The organism is Pseudomonas sp. RC10-4-2 (assembly GCF_050433085.1).
In the GTDB taxonomy this organism is placed as follows: domain Bacteria; phylum Pseudomonadota; class Gammaproteobacteria; order Pseudomonadales; family Pseudomonadaceae; genus Pseudomonas; species Pseudomonas aeruginosa.
In genome coordinates, this window is record NZ_JBNPXX010000001.1 from 1,264,801 (window position 1) to 1,288,442 (window position 23,642).

At 66.9% G+C, this 23,642-nt stretch carries 17 protein-coding genes and 3 tRNA genes; 17 read left to right on the forward strand and 3 right to left on the reverse strand.

Going from position 1 to position 23,642, the window contains the following annotated elements; genetic code table 11:
- The 4 genes from xcpZ to FHW81_RS05980 all read left to right on the forward strand — a co-directional run bounded on the left by xcpZ (position 1) and on the right by FHW81_RS05980 (position 1,023).
- Entirely contained in the window at positions 1–525 is a 525-nt protein-coding gene (gene xcpZ / locus FHW81_RS05965; RefSeq protein WP_003103519.1) for a GspM family type II secretion system protein XcpZ, read from the forward strand.
- A 138-nt stretch (positions 526–663) separates the two neighbouring features.
- Positions 664–739 (forward strand) — tRNA-Val (locus FHW81_RS05970).
- A gap of 16 nt (positions 740–755) precedes the next feature.
- Positions 756–832, forward strand: a tRNA-Asp gene (locus FHW81_RS05975).
- Positions 833–946: 114 nt separating this feature from the next.
- Positions 947–1,023, forward strand: a tRNA-Asp gene (locus tag FHW81_RS05980).
- Between the two features lie 286 nt (positions 1,024–1,309).
- Here FHW81_RS05980 and FHW81_RS05985 read toward each other — a convergent pair.
- Positions 1,310–2,347: an AraC family transcriptional regulator gene (locus FHW81_RS05985; protein WP_012613883.1), complete on the reverse strand. Its 1,038-nt coding sequence runs from the start codon at positions 2,345–2,347 to the stop codon at positions 1,310–1,312.
- Positions 2,344–3,462, reverse strand: a complete 1,119-nt coding sequence (locus FHW81_RS05990) for a carbon-nitrogen hydrolase family protein (protein WP_003138526.1) — start codon at positions 3,460–3,462, stop codon at positions 2,344–2,346. Before FHW81_RS05990 ends, FHW81_RS05985 begins: the two co-directional genes overlap by 4 nt.
- A 214-nt stretch (positions 3,463–3,676) precedes the next feature.
- Between FHW81_RS05990 and FHW81_RS05995 the strand changes: the two genes are divergently transcribed.
- The 3 genes from FHW81_RS05995 to FHW81_RS06005 all read left to right on the forward strand — a co-directional run bounded on the left by FHW81_RS05995 (position 3,677) and on the right by FHW81_RS06005 (position 8,429).
- Positions 3,677–5,716 carry an NADPH-dependent 2,4-dienoyl-CoA reductase gene (locus tag FHW81_RS05995; protein WP_023091156.1) on the forward strand — a complete coding sequence of 680 codons (2,040 nt, stop codon included), beginning with the start codon at positions 3,677–3,679 and terminating at the stop codon, positions 5,714–5,716.
- Positions 5,717–6,052: 336 nt separating this feature from the next.
- Positions 6,053–7,492 (forward strand): hypothetical protein, encoded by a 1,440-nt coding sequence (locus FHW81_RS06000; RefSeq protein ID WP_003119759.1) that lies wholly within the window; start codon positions 6,053–6,055, stop codon positions 7,490–7,492.
- A gap of 37 nt (positions 7,493–7,529) precedes the next feature.
- Positions 7,530–8,429 carry a 1-aminocyclopropane-1-carboxylate deaminase/D-cysteine desulfhydrase gene (locus tag FHW81_RS06005; RefSeq protein ID WP_017001936.1) on the forward strand — a complete coding sequence of 300 codons (900 nt, stop codon included), beginning with the start codon at positions 7,530–7,532 and terminating at the stop codon, positions 8,427–8,429.
- Here FHW81_RS06005 and FHW81_RS06010 read toward each other — a convergent pair whose 3' ends face one another.
- The gene (locus FHW81_RS06010; RefSeq protein WP_019726529.1) at positions 8,430–9,395 is read right to left on the reverse strand and encodes a DUF1853 family protein; all 966 of its coding nucleotides are present in this window, start codon (positions 9,393–9,395) and stop codon (positions 8,430–8,432) included. It lies immediately after the preceding gene.
- Positions 9,396–9,519: 124 nt separating this feature from the next.
- On the opposite strand from FHW81_RS06010, the gene FHW81_RS06015 reads away from it, so the two are divergent.
- The 10 genes from FHW81_RS06015 to FHW81_RS06060 all read left to right on the forward strand — a co-directional run bounded on the left by FHW81_RS06015 (position 9,520) and on the right by FHW81_RS06060 (position 23,608).
- A complete protein-coding gene (locus tag FHW81_RS06015; protein WP_003091343.1) occupies positions 9,520–10,407 on the forward strand; it encodes an NAD(+) kinase in 888 nt (295 codons plus the stop codon).
- The gene (locus FHW81_RS06020) at positions 10,407–11,387 is read left to right on the forward strand and encodes a metallophosphoesterase (RefSeq protein ID WP_003091336.1); all 981 of its coding nucleotides are present in this window, start codon (positions 10,407–10,409) and stop codon (positions 11,385–11,387) included. Before FHW81_RS06015 ends, FHW81_RS06020 begins: the two co-directional genes overlap by 1 nt.
- On the forward strand, positions 11,384–12,244 hold the full coding sequence (locus FHW81_RS06025; RefSeq protein WP_003104987.1) for a rhomboid family intramembrane serine protease: 861 nt from the start codon (positions 11,384–11,386) through the stop codon (positions 12,242–12,244). Before FHW81_RS06020 ends, FHW81_RS06025 begins: the two co-directional genes overlap by 4 nt.
- An 83-nt stretch (positions 12,245–12,327) precedes the next feature.
- Complete coding sequence (locus tag FHW81_RS06030; protein WP_003104989.1) at positions 12,328–12,591, forward strand: YeaC family protein; 264 nt, start codon at positions 12,328–12,330, stop codon at positions 12,589–12,591.
- Positions 12,591–13,424, forward strand: coding sequence for a DUF2797 domain-containing protein (locus FHW81_RS06035; protein ID WP_003091329.1), 834 nt, complete (start codon positions 12,591–12,593; stop codon positions 13,422–13,424). The genes FHW81_RS06030 and FHW81_RS06035 overlap by 1 nt, the downstream gene beginning before the upstream one ends.
- An 18-nt stretch (positions 13,425–13,442) precedes the next feature.
- A complete protein-coding gene (pepN, locus tag FHW81_RS06040; RefSeq protein WP_171893925.1) occupies positions 13,443–16,100 on the forward strand; it encodes an aminopeptidase N in 2,658 nt (885 codons plus the stop codon).
- Positions 16,101–16,546: 446 nt separating this feature from the next.
- A complete protein-coding gene (locus FHW81_RS06045; RefSeq protein ID WP_023091157.1) occupies positions 16,547–18,511 on the forward strand; it encodes a DUF1302 domain-containing protein in 1,965 nt (654 codons plus the stop codon).
- Positions 18,512–18,569: 58 nt separating this feature from the next.
- The gene (locus FHW81_RS06050) at positions 18,570–19,937 is read left to right on the forward strand and encodes a DUF1329 domain-containing protein (RefSeq protein ID WP_003091320.1); all 1,368 of its coding nucleotides are present in this window, start codon (positions 18,570–18,572) and stop codon (positions 19,935–19,937) included.
- A gap of 179 nt (positions 19,938–20,116) precedes the next feature.
- Positions 20,117–21,214 carry a WD40/YVTN/BNR-like repeat-containing protein gene (locus FHW81_RS06055; RefSeq protein ID WP_023091158.1) on the forward strand — a complete coding sequence of 366 codons (1,098 nt, stop codon included), beginning with the start codon at positions 20,117–20,119 and terminating at the stop codon, positions 21,212–21,214.
- A gap of 12 nt (positions 21,215–21,226) precedes the next feature.
- Positions 21,227–23,608, forward strand: coding sequence for an efflux RND transporter permease subunit (locus FHW81_RS06060; RefSeq protein ID WP_003104998.1), 2,382 nt, complete (start codon positions 21,227–21,229; stop codon positions 23,606–23,608).
- Positions 23,609–23,642 lie beyond the last annotated feature (34 nt).

The window sequence follows — 23,642 nt, forward strand, 5'->3', positions numbered from 1 at the left end:
ATGAAGGTGATGACGCAATTCCACGAGCGCCTCAGGGCCCAGGCGGAAACCTCGCAGCTGGCGATCCGCTGGCGCGGGCTGCCGGCGCGGGACCGTCTGGCGCTGCTCTGGCTCGGCGCGTTCCTCCTGCTGGTGATGCTCTACCTGGCGCTGTGGCGCCCGGCCGAGCGCCATCTGCAGTCGGCGCGGCAGTACTTCACCGAACAGCGCGCGCTGCATGCCTACATCCAGCAGCAGGCGCCCAACGTGCGCCAGGCCGATGCCGCGGCGCCACAGGCGCAGATCGACCCGGCGGCGCTGCAGGGCATGGTCACGGCTTCGGCGGCCCAGGCCGGACTGAGTGTCGAGCGCCTCGACAACGAAGGCGAGGGCGCCGTGCAGGTGGCCCTGCAGCCGGCGCCATTTGCCAAGCTGCTGCCCTGGCTGGAGCAGTTGAACGGGCAGGGCGTGCAGGTGGCGGAGGCCGGCCTGGACCGCCAGGTCGACGGCCGGGTCTCGGCGCGCCTGAGCCTGCGGGTCGAGTGAGCGGCCCGTGGCTGGGCCCGGCCTGGGCCCCGGCGCCGACCGTGGCGACAGGCGATCGCCGAAATTTCAAAAAAAATTCAATCAGGGCATTGACTTAGGTTTTTCGGTCGGTAGAATGCGCCCCACTTCGAGAGTGAAGGGTGATTAGCTCAGCTGGGAGAGCATCTGCCTTACAAGCAGAGGGTCGGCGGTTCGATCCCGTCATCACCCACCAATCTCGCAAGTTACGCGCAGCGGTAGTTCAGTCGGTTAGAATACCGGCCTGTCACGCCGGGGGTCGCGGGTTCGAGTCCCGTCCGCTGCGCCATTCACTTCCCCTCCCGAGTTCACCACCCCGAACTCGCCGTCTTCCACTAGAAGGCGGGCAGCCTGGCTGCAACGAGAGGAAGTCGCTTTACCGGGCATCTTGCCCAGCCGACGCGCAGCGGTAGTTCAGTCGGTTAGAATACCGGCCTGTCACGCCGGGGGTCGCGGGTTCGAGTCCCGTCCGCTGCGCCATACATCTTCACCACGCCGAGGCGGGGTGAGCCACGAAGAAAGCGGCCAATGGCCGCTTTCTTCGTTTCCGTCGTCCCCTGCGTCTTCCGCTTTCTCCTTGTTTGCCGGATTTCCTGCTCCGTCGGTCCGCGCGCGGTAATCCCGCTGTCATCTTCCTCGTCTACAGCTGAAAGACACAGACGAACGAAGGTGATCCGCGATGGACGACTACCAGGAAGAACTGCTGGAGCAGCATGCCGCCGAATGCGATCTGCCAGAGCCGGCGGACGACGCCACCGAGATGTGATCATGCGCTCTGTCGCTGGGCGCGGCGGAATTCGCCGGGCGTCTGCCCGCTCCAGCGCTTGAAGGCGCGCTGGAAGGCTTCCGCCGAGGCGAAGCCGAGCAGGTAGGCGATTTCGCCGAAAGCCAGGTCGGTCTCGCGGATGTAGACCATCGCCAGGTCGCGGCGGGTGTCGTTGAGGATGCTGCGGAACTGGGTGCCTTCCTCGGCCAGCTTGCGCCGCAGGGTCCAGGTCGGCAACTTGAGGCGCGCGGCGATTTCCTCGAGGTCCGGTTCGCGACCATTGAGCATCGGCCCCAGCAGGCGGCTGACGCGCTCGCGCCAACTGCGGGTGCGGGTCAACTGCTCCAGTTCGCGGTTGCAGAGTTCCAGCATCTGGTTCCAGGTGCTCGGACAGTGCTCGGCATTCGCCAGGGCCAGGCTGGCCTGGCTCAGGCGCAACTGGTTGGTCGGCGCGCCGAATTCCACCGGGCAGCCGAAGAATGCCTCGTAGCGCTCGGCCCAAGGCGGCGCTGGATATTCGATCTCCACCCGCTCCGCTTTCAACGGCTGCCTTGCCAGGGCGCCGAGATGGCTGATCCAGCCTGCCAGCACCGAATCGACGACGAAGCGGTTATAGGCGTTATAAGGGCTGATCGAATAGAAGCGCAGCCAGGCGCCGCCGGCGTCTTCCACCAGGCTCGACTGGCCCCGGTAGTTCTGCGCGTAAAGCGGTTCCAGGTGGATCATTGCCCGCGCGGCGGCGCGCAGGTTGGGCGCCTGGGCGACGCTGACGCCGGCCAGGCCCATCTGTCCGAGACGGCTCAGGCGGCCCATCTGCAGGCCAAGGGCGGGGTCGCCGCTGAGCTGTATGGCGGCATGGCCGAGGCGCATGTAGCGAGGGATCGACAGGCGCGCCCCGGGTTCGGCCAGGCGCCGCTGGTCGAGGCCGTACTGCTCGAGCAGTGGTGCGGGCTCGACGCCGGCGGCGAGCAGGGCGTCGGCCAGCGCCTGGACGAAGCCGACCGAGAGGTCGCCGAGGCGAACCCGGGGCGCGCTCATAGCCAGAGATTGACCAGTTGCGCACCGCCGCCGGGATTGGCCTGGCGCATGCCCTGCGACGAACCGAGCAGGCTCTGGCCGTCTTCGGTGACGTTCCACAGGCGGCTATGGGCGAAGGCCACGGCGGCGCCGCGCGCACCGCTGGCCAGCAGGCGCTCGCCGACCGCCAGGCGCTGCCAGGCCTCGGCGTTGCTCAGGCTGTTCGGCGCCAGGCGCACGTCGCCGGGAACCAGCTCCGCATCGAAGCCGGGCCAGGGCTGCTGCCAGCGACCGCTCTGGTTCAGGGCGGCGGGGATCGCCAGCAGTTCGACGCGCTGTTCGACCAGGGTGGCGTAGGTGTCCGGGTACCAGCTGTCGGTGCCAATCAGCACGCCCAGGCGTCCTGCCGGCGTATCCAGCACCTGCAGGCGCTCGCCGCGACCGTTGTTGAGGTAGCTCAGTTCGTGGCGGGTCGGGAACACCTTGCGTTGCGGTTGGCCGAGCGGCCGGCCATCGGGACCGAAGGTCAGGCTGACGTTGTACAACTGGCCGGTGCCGGGACGCAGCTCGCCGTCCTCGACCTCGGGGTCGGGCAGGACGATGGAGCCGGCGACCACCGTCACCTTGAAATCATGGGCGAGCCCGCCGAACAGGGTTTGGTAGTCGTGGGCCATGTCCACCGCCTTCATCCGGAACAGGGTGTCGGTGAGACGCTGTTCGCCGCGCGCGGTGATCCAGCCGCGCGCCACCTTCAGCGGGTTGCTCGCGGCCATCCAGTCCATCGCCGTGGGCCAGTCGGCGGCGGCATAGACCTCGGGCTTCTCGCCGCTGGCCACCAGCCAGGTGCCGACATGCTCGGGGAACACCACCACCGTGCGCTCGTTGAGCAGGCCCTGGCGGCGGGCATTTTCCAGGTAGGCGTGGAATTTCAGCTGCAACCGTTCGGCGCTCTGGTAGTCCGGCGTGAACAGTTCCGGCTGGACCGCCAGCAGGTTGCCGCGCTCGCCGGGCTGGCCCTGGACCACGCTGACCTGGCTGCGCAGGTCGGACAGGTAGTGGCCTACCGGGCGGCGTTCGGCCCAGCCGGCGTAGGCGGCGAAGAGGGTGATGAGGATCAGGAAGATCAGCTTGCGCATGCGGGTCTCCAAGGCAGCCCACAGGGTAGGGGAGTGGCGTCGGCTTGCCAAGCATCCCTGTGCATTCCGATCAGTAACTTGTCATTTAGGATCATTGAGCGCTCCGGTGGCGCTCCTTAGAGTCGTCGCCATACCGACCGCTGCCCGTGCCGCGCATTGCGCCCGAGGCCGCGGCATATCCGTGAACGCGTTTCGCCCGATGTGGAGACCCCCGATGACCGCCGCCGTTCCCTATCCGCACCTGCTCGCCCCGCTGGACCTCGGCTTCACCACCCTGCGCAACCGCACCCTGATGGGGTCCATGCACACCGGTCTGGAAGAGAAGCCGCAGGGCTTCGAGCGCATGGCGGCGTATTTCGCCGAACGCGCCCGTGGCGGCGTCGGCCTGATGGTCACCGGCGGCATCGGCCCGAACGAAGAGGGCGGCGTGTATTCCGGCGCGGCCAAGCTGAGCACGCCGGAAGAGGCGGAGAAGCACAGGATCGTGACCCAGGCGGTGCACGAGGCGGGCGGCAAGATCTGCATGCAGATCCTGCATGCCGGCCGCTACGCCTACAGCCCGAAGCAGGTGGCGCCGAGCGCGATCCAGGCGCCGATCAATCCGTTCAAGCCCAAGGAACTCGACGAGGAAGGCATCGAGAAGCAGATCGCCGACTTCGTCAACTGCGCCAGCCTGGCCCAGGTCGCCGGCTACGACGGCGTCGAGATCATGGGGTCGGAAGGCTACTTCATCAACCAGTTCCTCGTGCAGCACACCAACCAGCGCACCGACCGCTGGGGCGGCAGCTACGAGAACCGCATGCGCCTGCCGGTGGAGATCGTCCGCCGGGTGCGCGAGGCGGTGGGGCCGAACTTCATCATCATCTATCGCCTGTCGATGCTCGACCTGGTCGAGGGCGGCAGCAGTTGGGACGAGATCGTGCTGCTGGCCAAGGCCGTCGAGAAGGCCGGCGCGACCCTGATCAACACCGGTATCGGCTGGCACGAGGCGCGCATCCCGACCATCGCCACCAAGGTGCCGCGCGCGGCCTTCACCAAGGTCACCGCCAAGCTGCGTGGCGAGGTCGGCATCCCGCTGATCACCACCAACCGCATCAACACTCCCGAGGTGGCGGAGAAGGTCCTGGCCGAGGGCGATGCCGACATGGTCTCCATGGCCCGGCCGTTCCTCGCCGACCCGGACTTCGTCAACAAGGCCGCCGCCGGCCACGCTGAACGGATCAACACCTGCATCGGCTGCAACCAGGCCTGCCTCGACCACACCTTCGGCGGCAAGCTGACCAGTTGCCTGGTCAACCCGCGCGCCTGCCACGAAACCGAGCTGAACTACATTCCCACCGCCAGGCCGAAGAAGATCGCCGTGGTCGGCGCCGGCCCGGCCGGCCTGGCTGCCGCCACCGTGGCCGCCGAGCGTGGGCACCGGGTCAGCCTGTTCGACGCCGCCGGCGAGATCGGCGGGCAGTTCAACGTGGCCAAGCGGGTTCCCGGCAAGGAAGAGTTCCACGAGACCCTGCGCTACTTCCGCAACAAGCTGGAGAGCACCGGCGTCGAGCTGCACCTGAACCGCCGGGTCGGCGTGGACGATCTGGTCGCGGGCGGCTACGACGAGATCGTCCTCGCCACCGGCATCGTCCCGCGCACGCCGGCGATCCCCGGCATCGAGCATCCGAAGGTGATCAGCTACCTGGACGCGATCCTCGAGCGCAAGCCGGTGGGCGGCAAGGTGGCGGTGATCGGCGCCGGCGGCATCGGCTTCGACGTCTCCGAATTCATCACCCATGCCGGTCCGTCCACCAGCCTGGAGCGCGAAGCGTTCTGGAAGGAGTGGGGGATCGATACCCGCCTGGAGGCCCGCGGCGGCATCGCCGGGGTCAAGGCCGAGGTGCATCCGGCGGCGCGCCAGGTGTTCCTCCTGCAACGCAAGAAGAGCAAGGTCGGCGACGGCCTCGGCAAGACCACCGGCTGGATCCATCGCGCCGGCCTGAAGAACAAGCAGGTGCAGATGGTGAATGCCGTGGAGTATCTCGGGATCGACGAAGCCGGCCTGCATATCCGCGTTGCCGAGGGCGAGCCGCAGGTGCTGCCGGTGGATACCGTGATCGTCTGCGCCGGCCAGGACCCGCTGCGCGAGTTGCAGGACGGCCTGCTGGCGGCCGGCCAGAGCGTGCACCTGATCGGTGGCGCCGACGTCGCCGCCGAGCTGGATGCCAAGCGCGCCATCAACCAGGGTTCGCGCCTGGCCGCCGAACTCTGAGAGCCTTTCCGCGATCTGTTGCGTAGCGGAGAAACTGCGTTGAAAACGGCTTTTCTCCAGCTCGCACAGGTTCTGCGTATCGCCCCTGTCCGCCCTCGTCGGCGCGGCGGGGCGCTGTGCACCGGTTCGGTGAACGGTGGCGCTCTGCCACGGTGATCTCCGTCCGCTCAAAACCCGACCGCTTCACAATTTCCCCTACCGCTCGGCGGGCCGTCCGGCATCGCCCGGGTGTCTGCCAACCCAGTCACATTGCCCGCGACATTTTTTCCCCTAGACTTGCCCGAACAACGAGATAGCGCCTGTTTTTCAGGTGACATGCCAGATGGGTACTGCCGGATGCGGGCCGCCTCGCCAGGCGTTCGAGGGTTAGCGATGAGCATGCAGAAAAAGCCACAGATGGCGGAGGCCGTGCTGTTCTTCAACGACAGCGGCGTCTGCAAGGAAATGCTGTATCCCGAATTCGAGGCGCTGCTCGATGGCCTGGTGCGCATGCCGGAATACGCCGACCGGCAGATGCACCTGGCCTATGTGTTGATCAATCCGCGCCTGCAGGCGCGGGCGGCGGTGTTCTTCTATCTCGATTTCGACGAGCAGGGCGGCGCCGACACCGGCTGGAACCTGCCTCTGCGCAACCTCGCCGAACGCGCCGGACGCGGCCCCGACATGGGCGGCGGGCCGATCCGCCTGGCCTGTCGCAGCCAGTGCCCGGTGTCCTGGCACCAGATGCACCTCTGGGACCCGGAGAGCAGCGCCGGACGCAACCATTTCGTGCTCATCCGCGACGCGCTCAGGCGCAACCAGCTGGGCCTGCTGGTGGACGAAGAGCCTGCCGCGGTGGAGCCGCAGCGGCTGCAGATGGCCGCCGAAGAGCAATGGTACGCCGCCGGTCCCGCCGCCCCGAAGGCACCGCCCGCGGAGCCTCCGCGCAAGCAGGAGGACGAGCAGACGGCGCGCCTGGCGCAACTGGTCAAGCAGCAGCGACAACAGCTCGCCGCCCTGGCCCGGCAGCAGGAGCAGCGCCTGGCCGGGCTCGCCCGGCAGCACGAAGAGGAACTGGCCAGGCGCGAACAGGACGCCCGCGGGCAACTGGACATCCTGCGCAGCGAAGTGCTCAGCCTGCAACAGGCCCTGGAACGGCAGGCGCGGGAGAACGCCGAATTGCAGCAGCGTCTGCTGGAGCAGGGCGAGCAGTTCCAGCGCAACCGCGAGGAACTGACCCGGCAACTGCGTTTCATCGAGAACCAGGGGCGCAACGAGACCGACCTGCTGCGCTCGGAGTTCGCCGACGAACTGGAGGCTCGGGTGGCGGCGGCGGTGGCCGGCTACAAGGAGCAGGTCTCGATCCGCGACGTCGAACTGGCCTACCGCAACGAGCTGGACCAGCAACTGGAGCAGGAACTGGCCGAGCTGCGCGCCGAGCGCGACCGTCTGGCCGCCCAGGGACCGGAGCAACTGCTGGAGCGTCTATCCGGCCAGGGCGTGGTATTCGTCGCCTACCATCCCGGTGCCGGGCACCTGACCATCCCCTTGCAGGACATCCCGCGTTACCAGGACAATCCGCTGGCCTACGCGGCGGCCAAGTGCTTCGTCTCCGAGAGCCAGTACCGCCAGTGGCTGGACCACTTCCAGCAGCCGCGCTGCGAGGCGCTGCTGCCCGGCGGCGAACGCTGCAACCTGCCGCTCGACCGGGTCGACAACCCGGCGCGCTTCGTCGCCGGCGACACCAACTGCTGCGCCCGGCACAAGACCACGGGGCGCCTGCGCACCGTGAGCTGACTCCTTGCCGTTTCCCCACTGGTCACCGCATACACCCTTGCAGCGTCTCGAACTCGACTGGCTGCAACGGGCCGGGGTCGAACTGGCGCTGCTGCGCCTGGACCAGGCCGATCCGCTGATCTCCGGCAACAAGGGGTTCAAGCTCGCGCCACACCTGGCGCTGGCCCACGAGCAGGGGCTGGACGGCCTGATCAGCCTCGGCGGCGCCCATTCCAACCACCTGCACGCGCTGGCCGGCGCTGGCGCGCGTTTCGGTTTCCGTTGCGTCGGCCTGTTGCGCGGACACGAAGTCGATACGCCGACGGTGCGCGACCTGCGCAGTCTCGGCATGGAACTGCACTGGCTCGGCTACGGCGGCTATCGCCAGCGGCATGCCGCCGGCTTCTGGCTTCCCTGGCGGGAACGTTACCCAGGCTTGCTGCCGGTCGCCGAGGGCGGTGGCGGGCTGCTGGGCGCGCGCGGTTGCATCGGGCTGGTGGAGCGCATAGCGACCCAGTTGCCGACGCTCGGCTGGGACGATTACGACGCGATCTGGGTGGCCGCCGGTACCGGTACGACACTGGCCGGCCTGGTGCTCGGCGAGGCCGGGCGGCATCCCGTGGTGGGCGCGCTGGCGGTGCCGGAGGACCACGGCGTCGCCGCCCAGGTCGCGGCGACCCTTGCCGAGGCGGGCTGGGCCGATGCCGGCTATCGCCTGCTGGACGCCAGCCGTGGCGGTTTCGCCCGCCTCGATGGGAAATTGGCGCGGTTCATCGTCGAGTTCGAGACGGCCAGCGGCGTCGCCCTCGAACCGCTGTACACCGGCAAGCTGCTGCTCGCCCTGCGCGAGGCCGTGGAGAGCGGCGCGGTGGCTCGCGGCAGCCGGCTGGTGGCGCTGCACAGCGGAGGTCTGCAGGGCCGCCGGGCATTGCAGGAGCGTTTGCTGGCGTTGCTCTGATCAGGCATCCGCGGCCTGGCGCGCGCTACCCCACAGGCTGAGCCCCGGTGGCCAGTCGTCGCTGGCCAGGAACAGGCGCTCGGCCTCTACCCAGTAGCCGTCGCGCGGCACCACCCTTACCAGCATTTGCGGACGTGCCTCGTCGGCGAAGGCGATGTTCCAGCAGGCGCCGTCGCGCGGTGGGTCGAGCGGGTCCTGCCGCCGCATGGCCGGCGCCAGCCAGTGCTCGCGCGACAGATGCAGCCAATGCTGCCCGGTCTGCGGTCCGGCCAGGCTGGCCAGGTACGCCGGCCAGTCGCGCTGGCGGAGCCAGCGGCCACGCAGATGCCGTGGCTCGATGTCGGCGGGCAGGCTGCCCGGCCCGGGCCAGGGATGGAACAGGTAGCCGCTCAGCCACAATGCGGAAACGGCCGATTCGGCGCCATGGGCGGCCAGCACCTGGCGACCCTCGCGGGTCGCCGCCAGCGGCAACTGGTGTCGGCAGAGGTGTTCCAGCTTGCGTGACAGGCGGTCCTGGCCGCCGGGCCCGAGCCAGTCGCCGGGGCCGGACTGGGGCCCCAGGTAGAGTTTGATCGCCAGTTCCAGGTGGTGGATGCCGTCGTCGTCCCGCAGCAGCAGGTCGAGTTCGCCAAGGGTATGCCCGCCGTCGCGCACCGGCAGGTTGGCGGCGATCAGGCGCACGTCCGGGGCTTGTTCCAGGGCGAATTGCCAGAGATGTTCGTAGTACAGGCCGAGACGCTGCCGTGGCCACTGCGCGAGCCAGGCGGCGAGGTGCTGCGGCTGTCGCTCCTGTTCGCGCAACCAGGCGGCCAGGCGCTCCGGCTCCTGGCGCCAGCGGCTGGCGGCGAGCGGATGGCGCTGCGGCTCCGGGGTCCGGCGCAGCAACGGCGGGGCGAGCAGGGTCCAGGCCAGGTCGCGGACGGCCGGGTGGTGCAATTCGTCGAGCAGTTCGGTCAGCAGCGTCATACCCTGAGGTTAGCCGGGTTGCGCCACTCGCGGCGATTTCCCTTACATGCGCGGGTTTGCCGCTGTCCGCGGCTTTCGCCCATAATCCGCTCTATCCCGCCCGCCAGCTTTTCGCAGGAACCGCATGGAACCCTTTCGCAATATCGGCATCATCGGCCGCCTCGGCAGCACCCAGGTGCTGGACACCATTCGCCGGCTGAAGAAATTCCTGATCGATCGCCACCTGCATGTGATCCTCGAGGACACCATCGCCGAAGTCCTGCCCGGACACGGCCTGCAGACCTGCTCGCGGAAGATCATGGGCGAGATCTGCGACCTGGTGGTGGTGGTCGGCGGCGATGGCAGCATGCTCGGCGCGGCCCGAGCGCTGGCCCGGCACAAGGTGCCGGTGCTGGGGATCAACCGCGGCAGCCTGGGCTTCCTCACCGACATCCGCCCGGATGAACTGGAGGCCAAGGTCGGCGAGGTGCTGGACGGCCAGTACATCGTCGAGAGCCGCTTCCTCCTCGATGCCCAGGTGCGTCGCGGTATCGACTCGATGGGGCAGGGCGATGCGCTCAACGACGTGGTCCTGCACCCGGGCAAGTCGACCCGGATGATCGAGTTCGAGCTGTATATCGACGGCCAGTTCGTCTGCAGCCAGAAGGCCGACGGCCTGATCGTCGCCACGCCCACCGGTTCCACCGCCTACGCGCTGTCCGCCGGCGGTCCGATCATGCATCCGAAGCTGGATGCCATCGTCATCGTGCCGATGTACCCGCACATGCTTTCCAGCCGCCCGATCGTGGTGGACGGCAACAGCGAGCTGAAGATCGTCGTGTCGCCGAACATGCAGATCTACCCGCAGGTCTCCTGCGACGGGCAGAACCATTTCACCTGCGCCCCCGGCGATACCGTGACGATCAGCAAGAAGCCGCAGAAGCTGCGCCTGATCCACCCCATCGACCACAACTACTACGAGATCTGCCGGACCAAGCTCGGCTGGGGCAGCCGCCTGGGCGGAGGCGACTGATGCAACTCGACCCCGGACGTGGCTACGACCTGATCGGCGATGTCCACGGCTGCGCGCATACCCTGGACCGCCTCCTCGACCTGCTCGGCTACCGCCTGCAGGGCGGCGTCTGGCGCCATCCGCGGCGCCAGGCGCTGTTCCTCGGCGACATCGTCGACCGCGGCCCGCGCATCCGCGAGGCCCTGCACCGGGTGCACGCGATGGTCGACGCCGGCGAGGCGCTGTGCATCATGGGCAACCACGAATTCAACGCGCTCGGCTGGAGCACCCCGGCGGCGCCCGGCAGCGGCCGCCAGTACGTCCGCGAGCATACGCCGCGGCATGCCCGGCTGATCAAGGAGACCCTCGAGCAGTTCGAGGGCCACGACGCCGACTGGCGCGACTTCCTCGGCTGGTTCCAGCAACTGCCGCTGTTCCTCGATGCCGGGCGCTTCCGCATGGTCCATGCCTGCTGGGACGGCGAGCTGATCGCGACCCTGCGCCGGCAGTTCCCCGACGGGCGGATCAGCGAAGCCTTCCTGCAGGAGTCGGCGGAGCCCGGCAGCTTCGCCGACCTGGCCTGCAACCGTCTGCTGCGCGGCACCGACATGCGCCTGCCGCACGGTGCCACCCTGACCAGCAGCGATGGCTATACGCGCGCCTTCTTCCGCACCAAGTTCTGGGTCGAGGACGAGGCGCCGCGCACCTACGGCGATATCGTCTTCCAGCCCGACGCGTTGCCCGAAGCGATCGCCCGCGAGCCGCTCAGCGAGGAGCAGAAGTCCAGCCTGCTGACCTACGGCGCCGACGAACCGCTGTTGTTCGTCGGCCACTACTGGCGACGCGGCACGCCGGCGCCGATCCGGCCGAACCTGGCCTGCCTGGACTACAGCGCGGTGATGTACGGCAAGCTGGCGGCCTACCGCCTGGATGAGGAAACCCGCCTGGACCGGCACAAGTTCGTCTGGGTCGAAGTGAAGCGGCCGGAGGCTGACGAGTGAGCGCGGTGCAGGTCCTGAAGTTTCCCCTGTCGGTCGACCTGGCCGGCTTCGTCGGCCTGCTGCGGCGTCTGAACGTGCCGCACCGGGTCAGCGAGGAATCCGGCCAGCAGGTCCTCTGGGTGCCCGACGAGCGGCTCGCCGAGCAGGTCCGCGAGTTGTACCGGCGTTATCCCGAAGGCGATCCGCAGGCGACCCTGGAGGCCGCGCCGCGACCGGCGGGGCAGGGTTTCGTCCGGCAACTGCGGATGAGCCCGATGACCGCCGCGGTGTTGCTGCTGACCTTCGTCGTCGCCGCTGTCACCTACCTTGGCGACAACTTCGCGACGATGCGCTGGCTGACCTTCCAGGACTTCCGTATCCAGGGCCAGTACGCGCTGTTCACGCCGTTGGCCGAGAGCCTGGCGGCGGGTCAATGGTGGCGGCTGTTCACGCCGATGCTGATCCACTTCGGCTGGCTGCACCTGGCGATGAACGCCATGTGGTTCTGGGAGCTGGGCCGGCGCATCGAATTCCGCCAGGGCCGTCCGATGCTGCTCGGCCTGACCCTGCTGTTCGGCCTGGTGTCCAACGTGGTGCAGTACGCGGTGAGCGGCGCCAGCCTGTTCGGCGGGTTGTCCGGGGTGCTCTATGGCCTGCTCGGGCACTGCTGGATCTTCCAGTACCTGGCGCCGAACCAGGCCTATCGCCTGCCCAGGGGCGTCGTGGCGATGATGCTGATCTGGCTGCTGGTGTGCCTGTCCGGGGTGATCGACCTGCTCGGCTTCGGCTCCATCGCCAACGGCGCGCACGTTGGCGGGCTGTTGGTCGGTTGCCTCAGCGGTTTGCTGGGCGGCCTGCTGGCGCGGCGTCGCCGTTGAGCGAGGGGCTGCGGCAGCTTCGATGTGCGCCGCCGGCCCCGGCCCGGTAGAATGGCCGGTACGCCTTTTCACCGGAGCCGGCCATGTCGTCCTTCAATCAAGCGATCGAGAACATCACTCCTGAGATCTACCAGAACCTCAAGCTGGCCATCGAGATCGGCAAGTGGCCGGACGGCCGCAAGCTGACCCAGGAGCAGAAGGAACTCTGCCTGCAGGCGGTGATCGCCTGGGAGCTGCAGAACCTCCCCGAGGAGGAGCGCACCGGCTACATGGGCCCGCAGCACTGCTCCTCGCATTCCGACGAGCCGATCCCGAACATCCTGTTCAAGTCGGACTCCGTGCACTGATGGAAGAAATCGCCCGCGGCGCGCTGAGCAAGATGACGGCGCGCCTGGAAAGCAATGCTCCTGTGCAATACGCCTTCCGCCTCGACGACCGCGAAGTCGCGGTGAACCCGCTGATCGGCCGGCCGCTGCGCCTGGAGTACCTCGGCAGCATCTTCTGCACCCATTGCGGCCGCAAGACGAAGAAGAGTTTCAGCCAGGGCTATTGCTATCCCTGCTTCACCCGGCTGGCGCAGTGCGACAGTTGCATCGTCAGCCCGGAGAAGTGCCACTACGAGCAGGGCACCTGCCGCGAACCGGAGTGGGGCGAGCGGTTCTGCATGACCGATCACGTGGTGTACCTGGCCAACTCCTCCGGGGTGAAGGTCGGCATCACCCGCGCCAGCCAGATTCCCACCCGCTGGATCGACCAGGGCGCGCGCCAGGCGCTGCCGATCCTGCGCGTGGCCACCCGCCAGCAGTCCGGCCTGGTGGAAGACCTGCTGCGCAGCCAGGTCGCCGACCGCACCAATTGGCGGGCCATGCTCAAGGGCGAAGCCGAGCCGGTCGATCTGGCGGCAGTCCGCGAGCAGTTGTTCGACCAGTGCGCCGACGGCCTGCGCGAATTGCAGCAACGTTTCGGCCTGCAGGCGATCCAACCGGTTATCGACCTCGATCCGCTCGAGATCGCCTACCCGGTCGAGGCCTACCCGAGCAAGGTCGCCAGCCTCGACCTGGAAAAAACGCCTATCGTCGAAGGCACGCTTCGCGGTATCAAGGGCCAGTACCTGATCCTCGACACCGGGGTGATCAACATTCGCAAATACACGGCCTACCAGATCGCCGTGCATCACTGAGCAGAAGGGCCACAAGCCATGCGCACCGAGCAACCGAAAGTCATCCACCTCAAGGACTATCAGGCGCCGGACTACCTGATCGACGAGACCCACCTGAAGTTCGAACTGTTCGAAGACCACAGCCTGGTACACGCCGAGTTGAAGCTGCGGCGCAACCCCGAGCGCGGCGCCGGCCTGCCGCCGCTGTTGCTGCATGGCCAGCAACTGGAGCTGCTGGCGCTCGAACTGGACGGCCAGGCGCTCGGCGCGGACGACTACCAACTGGACGACGAGCAGCTCGGGGTGCAACCGCGGCAGGCCGAATTCGTCCTCAGGAGCACGGTGCGTATCCATCCGGAGAGCAACACTGCGCTGGAAGGCCTGTACAAGTCCGGCAAGATGTTCTGCACCCAGTGCGAGGCCGAGGGTTTCCGCAAGATCACCTATTACCTCGACCGTCCCGACGTGATGAGTCGCTTCACCACCACCGTCAGCGCCGAACAGCAGCGCTACCCGGTGCTGCTCTCCAACGGCAACCCGGTGGCCAGCGGTTCCGAAGGCAACGGCCGGCACTGGGCGACCTGGGAAGACCCGTTCAAGAAGCCGGCCTACCTGTTCGCCCTGGTTGCCGGCGACCTCTGGTGCGTCGAGGACAGCTTCCGCACCATGAGCCAGCGCGACGTGGCGCTGCGCATCTACGTCGAGCCGGAGAACATCGTCAAGGTCCAGCACGCCATGGACAGCCTGAAGAAGTCGATGCGCTGGGACGAGGAGGTCTACGGCCGCGAGTACGACCTGGACATCTTCATGATCGTCGCGGTCAACGACTTCAACATGGGCGCGATGGAGAACAAGGGCCTCAACATCTTCAACTCCAGTTGCGTCCTGGCCCGCGCCGAAACCGCCACCGACGCCGCCCACCAGCGGGTCGAGGGCGTGGTGGCGCATGAGTATTTCCACAACTGGTCGGGCAACCGGGTCACCTGCCGCGACTGGTTCCAGCTGTCGCTCAAGGAAGGCTTCACCGTATTCCGTGACTCGGAGTTCTCCGCCGACATGAACTCGCGCACGGTCAAGCGCGTCGAGGACGTCGCCTTCCTGCGCACCAACCAGTTCGCCGAGGACGCCGGGCCGATGGCGCATCCGGTGCGCCCCGACTCGTTCATCGAGATTTCCAACTTCTACACCCTGACCGTCTACGAGAAGGGCTCGGAAGTGGTGCGGATGATCCACACCCTGCTCGGCGCCGAAGGCTTCCGCAAGGGCTCGGACCTGTACTTCCAGCGCCACGACGGCCAGGCGGTGACCTGCGACGATTTCGTCAAGGCCATGGAAGACGCCAATGGCGTCGACCTGACCCAGTTCAAGCGCTGGTACAGCCAGTCCGGCACTCCGCGCCTGGCGGTGGAAGGCGAGTACGACGCCGCCGCCCGCCGCTACACCCTGACGGTGCGCCAGAGCTGCCCGCCGACTCCCGGCCAGCCGAGCAAGGAACCCTTCGTCATCCCGCTGGAGCTGGGTCTGCTCGACGGCCAGGGCCACGAACTTCCGCTGCGCCTGGAAGGCGAGGCCGTGGCCCAGGGCGGCAACCGCGTGCTGGCGGTGACCGAGGCCGAGCAGCGCTTCGTCTTCGTCGAGGTGCCGGAGCAGCCGCTGCCATCGCTGCTGCGCGGCTTCTCCGCGCCGGTGAAACTGAGCTTCCCCTACAGCCGCGACCAGTTGCTGTTCCTCATGCAGCACGACAGCGACGGCTTCAACCGCTGGGAGGCCGGCCAACAGCTTTCGGTGCAGGTCCTGCAGGAGCTGATCGGCCAGCACCAGCGCGGCGAGCAACTGGTACTCGACCCGCGCCTGATCGAGGCCTACCGCACCCTCCTGGCGGACGAGGCGCTGGACCAGGCGATGGTCGCCGAGATGCTCTCGCTGCCCAGCGAGGCCTATCTCACCGAGATCAGCGAAGTCGCCGATGTCGACGCGATCCATGCCGCCCGCGAATTCGCCCGCCAGCGTATCGGCGAAGCGCTGTTCGAGCCGCTGTGGCAGCGTTACCAGGCCAACCGCAAGATTTCCCGCGACACCGCCTACCTCGCCGAGGCTTCGCACATAGCCCGGCGCAGCCTGCAGAACATCGCGCTGTCCTACCTGTCGCTGTCGGGCCGGGAGGAAATCCTCGCCGCCTGCCTGGAGCAGTACGAAGGCTGCGACAACATGACCGAGCGCCTGACCGCCCTGGCGGTGCTGGTCAATTCCGGCTTCGAGGCGGAGAAGGGCAAGGCCCTGGCCATGTTCGCCGATTACTTCAAGGATGACCCGCTGGTGATGGACCAGTGGTTCAGCGTGCAGGCCGGCTCGCCGCTGCCGGGCGGGCTGGAGCGGGTCCAGGCGCTGATGCAGCACCCGGCCTTCACCCTGAAGAACCCGAACAAGGTGCGCGCGCTGATCGGCGCGTTCGCCAACCAGAACCTGGTCAACTTCCATCGTCCTGACGGCGCCGGCTATCGCTTCCTCGCCGACCAGGTGATCGTGCTCAACGCACTCAACCCGCAGATCGCCTCGCGCCTGCTGGTGCCGCTGACCCGCTGGCGCAAGTACGACGAGGCGCGGCAGGCGCTGATGCGCGGCGAGCTGGAACGCATTCTGGCCTCCGGCGAATTGTCCAGCGACGTCTACGAAGTGGTGAGCAAGAGCCTGGCCTGATCCGCCAGCTTCACCCGGAAGAGGGTGTTACTGGCCACTGGCTGGTAACGCCCTTTGTTACTTCTGGGAATCGCTTCACTGTTTTCCATTGATGGAGTCCGCTTAATCGTGTTTCGCGAACCTCCCTGCGCAGGCTCTGCGAAGGGACTTTTCGCGCCACCGGCGAAATTCGCCTGGCGCGTTTTGTCGGACACTTCCTGTTTTCTGGTCAGTGAATGAACAGTCATCCCGCAGGAAGTCCTGTTTTTTTCGCAATCCATTGAATTGCCTGGAGGATTCCGTTGAATTGGCATCCCGGTTGCACTGCCTCGTCGCGCGGTTCCCTTTCGTCGATGCTAGGCCGGTGACGCCGCGACCACCCATAACAAGGCCGCAGAGAAACGGCCGAACGGCGAACCGCCCGCAGTGGCGGCGCCCAACGCATGACCACATGGAGTGAGTTCCCGATGTACATCCCCAACCGCCAGCCCCGGCTGCGCTCCGCGCCGGCCCGGGCCGGCTTCGCCTTCGCCGGGCTGCTGCCGCTGCTGGGCGGCCAGGCCCAGGCCGTCGAATTCAGCTTCCTCGACAACGAGGTGTCCGGTTCGCTCGACACCACCCTGTCCTACGGCACCCTGTGGCGGGTGCAGGGGCAGGACAAGAGCAACAATGACATCAACACCAACGACGGCAACCGCAACTTCGATACCGGCCTGGTTTCCGAGGTCTACAAGATCACCTCGGACCTGGAGGCGACCTGGCGCAATTATGGCGTGTTCATCCGCGGCACGGCGTTCTATGACACCCAGATCATGGACAAGCGCAATGACTACTACAGCCACAACGATCCATCGCAGCCGAGCCAGAGCTATCCCCACGACGACCGTTTCACCAGCCAGACCCGCGACATCGCCGGGCACAAGGCGGAAATCCTCGACGCCTACGTCTACGGCAGCTGGGACATCGGCAACATGCCGCTGAGCGCGCGCTTCGGCCGCCAGGTGTTCAACTGGGGCGAGGGCATCTTCTACCGTGGCGGGGTCAACACCACCAACCCGGTGGACGCCGCCAAGTACCGCCTGCCCGGTTCCGAGCTCAAGGAAGTGCTGATGCCGGTGGAAGCGCTGAGCTTCAACATCGGCCTGACCGACAACCTGTCGATGGAAACCTTCTACCAGTGGAACTGGAAGGAAACCCGCCTCGACCCGGTCGGTACCTTCTTCTCCGAGACCGACCTGTTCGCCGACGGCGGCAACACCGGCTACAGCGACTTCACCGGCACCGCGCTGGACACCCCGGTGCCCGGCTTCGGCAACGTCATCGGCCTGTACCAGGCGCTGGGCAACAATCCGCTGCTCAGCGGCGCGCTGAAGAAGACCGGCCTCTATGCCAACGGCGTGACCCCGGCCTACGGCAACGTGATGAAGGTGTCGTCCATCGGCAAGGACATCAACGCGCGCAACGACGGCCAGTTCGGCGTGGCCTTCCGCTACATCGCCGAGGAACTGAACAGCACCGAGTTCGGCTTCTACTTCGTCAACTACCACTCCAAGGAGCCGACCCTGTACGCCGACATCGGCGACTATGCCGGGGCCGACCTGGCGGCGCTGGCCAACACCCTGCGGCCGATCGCCGGCAACCTCGCCGAAGCCCTGGCCAACGGCCTGGTGACCGCCGACGTGATGGGCAACATCAATGCCCGCCGCGAGTTCGCCGAAGACATCCGCATGTACGGCTTCAGCTTCAACACCACGGTGGGCGACGCCTCGGTGTTCGGCGAGCTGGCCTATCGGCCGAACCTGCCGATCGGCATCGCCGCCACCAACGACCTGATCGGCGACCTCGCCCACGGTGCGGCGGAAGCCGCCAACGGCGGGCAGATCAACGTCGGCGGGCAGATGGTCGGCCTCGGCGGGCAGATCCACAACTACGAGCGGGTCGAGGCGTTCAACACCTCCCTCGGGACCATCTACAACTTCGGCCCGTCGCTGAGCTTCGACTCGTTGACCGGCGTCGCCGAGCTGGCCTCGGAACACCTGCGTGGCAGCAGCCTGAAGTACACCGCCTACGACGGCAGCACCCGCTACTATGCCGGGCGCGGCAACAGCTCGTACGTTTCCGGCGGCGACCGTGGCGACCAGGTGAACCGCAACGCCTACGGCTACACCCTGCTGCTCAGTGGCACCTGGAACGACGTGTTCGCCGGGGTCAACGTGTCGCCCTACGTGGTCTACAAGGACGACTTCGAAGGCAACTCCTACCAGACCGGCAACTTCATCGAAGGTCGCAAGGCCTACACCCTGGGGATCAAGGCCACCTACCTGAACAGCCTGGAAGGCGAACTGCAGTACACCGAGTTCTACGGCGGCGGGCAGAACAACAACATCCGCGACCGCGACAACATCGGCCTGACCGTGAAGTACTCCTTCTGACCGAACCGATAACGACACGGGCGCCGCGAGCGCCCGGCACCTCACACGGAGAACCCTCATGTTGAACAAGCACCTGCTGATCGGCGCTTCCCTGGCGCTGGCACTGGGCAGCGGCGGCGCGCTGGCCGGCGTTTCCGCCGGCGAGGCGGCGCAACTGAAGTCGAGCCTCACCCCGCTGGGCGCGGAGAAGGCCGGCAACGCCGCCGGCAGCATTCCCGCCTGGACCGGCGGCATCACCCAGGCGCCGGCCGGCTACAAGCCGGGCCAGCACCACCCGGACCCGTTCGCCGCGGACAAGCCGCTGTTCACCATCGACAAGGCCAACCTGGAGCAGTACAGGGAACACCTGACCCCGGGCCAGCTGGCGCTGTTCAAGACCTACCCGGACAGCTTCCGGATGCCGGTCTACCCCAGTCGCCGTTCCGGTTCGGCGCCGCAGTGGCTGTACGACAACACCTTCGCCAATGCCACCAGCGCCAGGCTGCTGGACGGCGGCAACGGGTTCGCCGACGCCTATGGCGGGGTGCCGTTCCCGATTCCGAAGAGCGGCGTGGAGGCGCTGTGGAACCACGTCGCCCGCTACCGCGGCACCTATGTCGTGCGCCGCGCTTCGGAAGTCGCGGTACAGCGCAACGGTAGCTACTCGCTGGTGACCTCGCAGCAGGAAGCGCTGTTCAAGTACTACCTCAAGGGCGGCAGCTTCGCCGACCTGAACAACCTGATGTTCTACTACCTGTCGTTCACCAAGAGCCCGGCGCGCCTGGCCGGCGGCGCGGTGCTGGTGCACGAGACCCTCGACCAGGTCAAGGAGCCGCGCCAGGCCTGGGGCTACAACGCCGGCCAGCGCCGTGTGCGGCGTGCGCCGAACCTTGCCTACGACACGCCGATCGCCGCCGCCGACGGCCTGCGCACCGCCGACGACACCGACATGTTCAACGGCGCGCCGGACCGCTATGACTGGAAGCTGCTGGGCAAGAAGGAAATCTACATTCCCTACAACAACTACAAGGTCAGCAGCCCCGAGGTGAAGTACGAGGAACTGCTCAAGCCGGGCCACCTCGATCCGCAATACACCCGCTACGAGCTGCACCGCGTGTGGGTGGTGGAAGGTACCCTGAAGCCGGGCGCGCGGCATATCTACTCCAAGCGCACCCTGTACCTCGACGAGGACAGCTGGAGCGCGGCGGTGGTCGACCAGTACGACGGTCGCGGCGAACTGTGGCGGGTGTCCATGGCCTACCTGAAGAACTTCTACGACCTGCCGTACACCTGGAGCGCGCTGGATGTGTTCCACGACCTGCAGGCGCGTCGCTACCACGTGCAGAACCTGGACAACGAGGAGCCGGGTACCATCGACTTCACCCAGGCGATACCGGACGACTCCTACTTCAAGCCCTCGGCCCTGCGCCGCCGCGGCACCCGCTGATCGCTCCGCTCGCCGGCGCCGACCGCTTCCCTCCGGGGAGGAGGGCGGCGCCGATCCCCCGTTACAGACGGCTTACACGCTTAACAAAAGATAACGTGGCTTCAATTGTCTCCGTCGCCAAACGCTGGCTATATAACGCTCACCACGAACCACTAATAACAACAACGGGGACGGTATCCATGCGTGAGCCCATGACGTGGCGCACTTCGCCCGGCCAAACCGCGGACGCTTCGCGGCATCCGGCCATTCCTTCCAGATCGCCCCTGGCCAGCAGGGCCCTGTCGTTTCTCGGGGTGCTTTCTCTTCTGACCTTCGCCGCCACCCCGGTCCTGGCCGAGTCGACGCCAACCGCCGCGCCGCCGCAATTCGCCGTGGAATCGCCGAAGGCCGCCAGCAGCCTGCTGCTCAGCGTCGCCCATGCCGGCAAGCGGCTGGTCGCGGTCGGCGACCGTGGGCATATCCTGCTCTCCGACGACGACGGCAAGACCTGGACCCAGGCCAAGGTGCCGACCCGCCAGTTGCTCACCTCGGTGTTCTTCGTCAACGAGCGCAAGGGCTGGGCGGTCGGGCACGATGCGCAGATCCTCGTCAGCGACGACGCCGGCAGCACCTGGACCAGGCAGTTCGAGGACCTCGGCCGCGAAGCGCCGTTGCTGGACATCTGGTTCGCCGACGAACAGCACGGCCTGGCCGTCGGTGCCTATGGCGCGCTGCTGGAGACCCGCGACGGCGGCCAGCACTGGGAAGACGTCAGCGAGCGCCTGGACAACGAGGACCAGTTCCACCTCAACGCCATCGCCGCGGTCAAGGACAACGGCCTGCTGGTGGTCGGCGAAGCCGGCAGCCTGTTCCGCTCGAAGGACTGGGGCGCCACCTGGGAAAAACTCGAAGGCCCCTACGAGGGCTCGCTGTTCGGCGCCATCGGTACCGCCGATGCGGGCGGCGTGCTGGTCTACGGCCTGCGCGGCCACCTGTTCCGCTCCGCCGATTTCGGCGACAGCTGGGAAGAGATACCGCTGAAGGCGGCGTCCGGCGACCTGGAATTCGGTCTCTCCGACGGCGCGCTGCTGGCGGACGGGCGTATCGTCGTGGTCGGCCACGGCGGCAGTGTCCTCGAAAGCACCGACGGCGGGCGCAGCTTCAGCGTGTTCAACCGTCCCGACCGGCTGTCCCTGGCCGGCGTCAGCGCCACCGGCGACGGCCACCTGATCCTGGTCGGCCAGGGCGGCGTGCACCTCGCTGCGGCGAACGGTGCCGCGCTCGAACAACAACAATAAGGCGGGGGTCGCATGAGTGCCATGAACCAGCATCAGCAAAACAAGGCGAGCCTGCTCGAACGCCTGATCTTCAACAACCGGCCGGTGGTGATCTTCCTCTGCCTGCTGGTCAGCGTCTTCCTGTTCTACCAGGCCACCCAGGTGCGGCCGTCCACCAGCTTCGAGAAGATGATCCCGCTGGAGCACCCGTTCATCCAGAAAATGCTCGAGCACCGCAACGACCTGGCCAACCTCGGCAACACCGTGCGCATCTCGGTGGAGGCGGTGAACGGCGACATCTTCACCAAGGAGTACATGGAGACGCTCCGGCAGATCCATGACGAGGTGTTCTACATCCCCGGCGTCGACCGTTCCGGCCTGAAGTCGTTGTGGAGCCCCAGCGTGCGCTGGACCGAAGTGACCGAGGAAGGCTTCGCCGGCGGCGAGGTGATCCCGCAGACCTACGACGGTTCGCCGCGGGCGCTGGAGGAACTGCGCAACAACGTGCTCAAGTCCGGGCAGATCGGCCGCCTGGTGGCGAACAACTTCAAGTCGAGCATCGTCGACGTACCGCTGCTGGAGATGTACCCGAACCCGAAGAACCAGAGCGAACTGATCAAGCTCGACTACCGCCAGTTCTCCCATGAGCTGGAAGAGAAGATCCGCGACAAGTACCAGTTGCAGAATCCCAACGTGAAGGTGCACATCGTCGGCTTCGCGAAGAAGGTCGGCGACCTGATCGACGGGCTGGTGATGGTGGTCGGCTTCTTCGGTATCTGCCTGCTGATCACCCTGGTCCTGCTGTACTGGTTCACCAAGTGCATCCGCAGCACCATCGCCGTGCTGATCACCACCCTGGTCGCGGTGCTCTGGCAGCTCGGCCTGCTCAACCTGGTCGGTTTCGGCCTCGATCCCTATTCGATGCTGGTGCCGTTCCTGATCTTCGCCATCGGTATTTCCCACGGCGTGCAGAAGATCAATGGCATCGCCTTGCAGTCCAGCGGCGCCGACAATGCGCTGATGGCGGCGCGGCTGACCTTCCGCCAACTGTTCCTGCCGGGGATGATCGCGATCCTCGCCGACGCCGTCGGCTTCATCACCCTGCTGGTGATCGACATCGGGGTGATCCGCGAGCTGGCCATCGGCGCCTCGATCGGCGTGGCGGTGATCGTCTTCACCAACCTGATCCTGCTGCCCGTGGCGATCTCCTACATCGGCATCAGCAAGAAGGCGGTGCAGCGCAGCAAGGATGACGCGGTGCGCGAGCACCCGTTCTGGCGCCTGCTGTCGAACTTCGCCAGCCCGAAGGTGGCCCCGGTGTCCATCGCCATCGCCCTGCTGATGCTCGGCGGCGGCCTCTGGTATGGCAAGCACCTGAAGATCGGCGACCTCGACCAGGGCGCGCCGGAACTGCGTCCCGACTCGCGCTACAACCTCGACAACGACTTCATCATCCGCAACTACTCGACCAGTTCGGACGTGCTGGTGGTGATGGTCAAGACCTCCCCGGAAGGCTGCTCCACCCACCAGGCCCTGGCGGCCATGGACGAGCTGGCCTGGAAGCTGGAGAACACCGAGGGCGTGCAGTCGGCGATCTCGATGGTCACCGTGTCCAAGCAGGTGATCAAGGGGATGAACGAAGGCAACCTGAAATGGGAGACCCTGTCGCGCAACCAGGACGTGCTGAACAACTCCATCGCCCGTGCCGACGGTCTCTACAACACCGACTGCTCGCTGGCGCCGCTGCTGGTCTTCCTCAACGACCACAAGGCCGAGACCCTCGACCGCGCGGTGGCGGCGGTGCAGGCCTTCGCCGCGGAGAACGACAAGGACGACCTGCAGTTCCAGCTGGCCGCCGGCAACGCCGGGATCGAGGCCGCCACCAACGAGGTGATCAAGCAGTCCGAACTGATCATCCTGGTGCTGGTGTACATCTGCGTGGCGGCCATGTGCATGATCACCTTCCGTTCCTTCGCCGCGACCCTCTGCATCGTCCTGCCGCTGATCCTCACCTCGGTTCTCGGCAACGCGCTGATGGCGGCGCTGGGCATCGGCGTGAAGGTCGCGACCCTGCCGGTGATCGCCCTCGGCGTCGGCATCGGGGTGGACTACGGGATCTACATCTACACCCGCCTGGAGTCTTTCCTGCGCATGGGCCTGCCGTTGCAGGAGGCCTACTACGAGACCCTCCGCTCCACCGGCAAGGCGGTGCTGTTCACCGGCCTGTGCCTGGCGATCGGCGTGGCCACCTGGATCTTCTCGGCGATCAAGTTCCAGGCCGACATGGGCCTGATGCTGACCTTCATGCTGCTCTGGAACATGTTCGGCGCCCTCTGGCTGCTGCCGGCCCTGGCGCGTTTCCTGATCAACCCGGCCAAGCTGCAGGCCAGGAAGGCCTCGGTGTTCGCTCACTGAGTCGCGCCGAGCCCCGCCAAGACCGCGGCCCAGG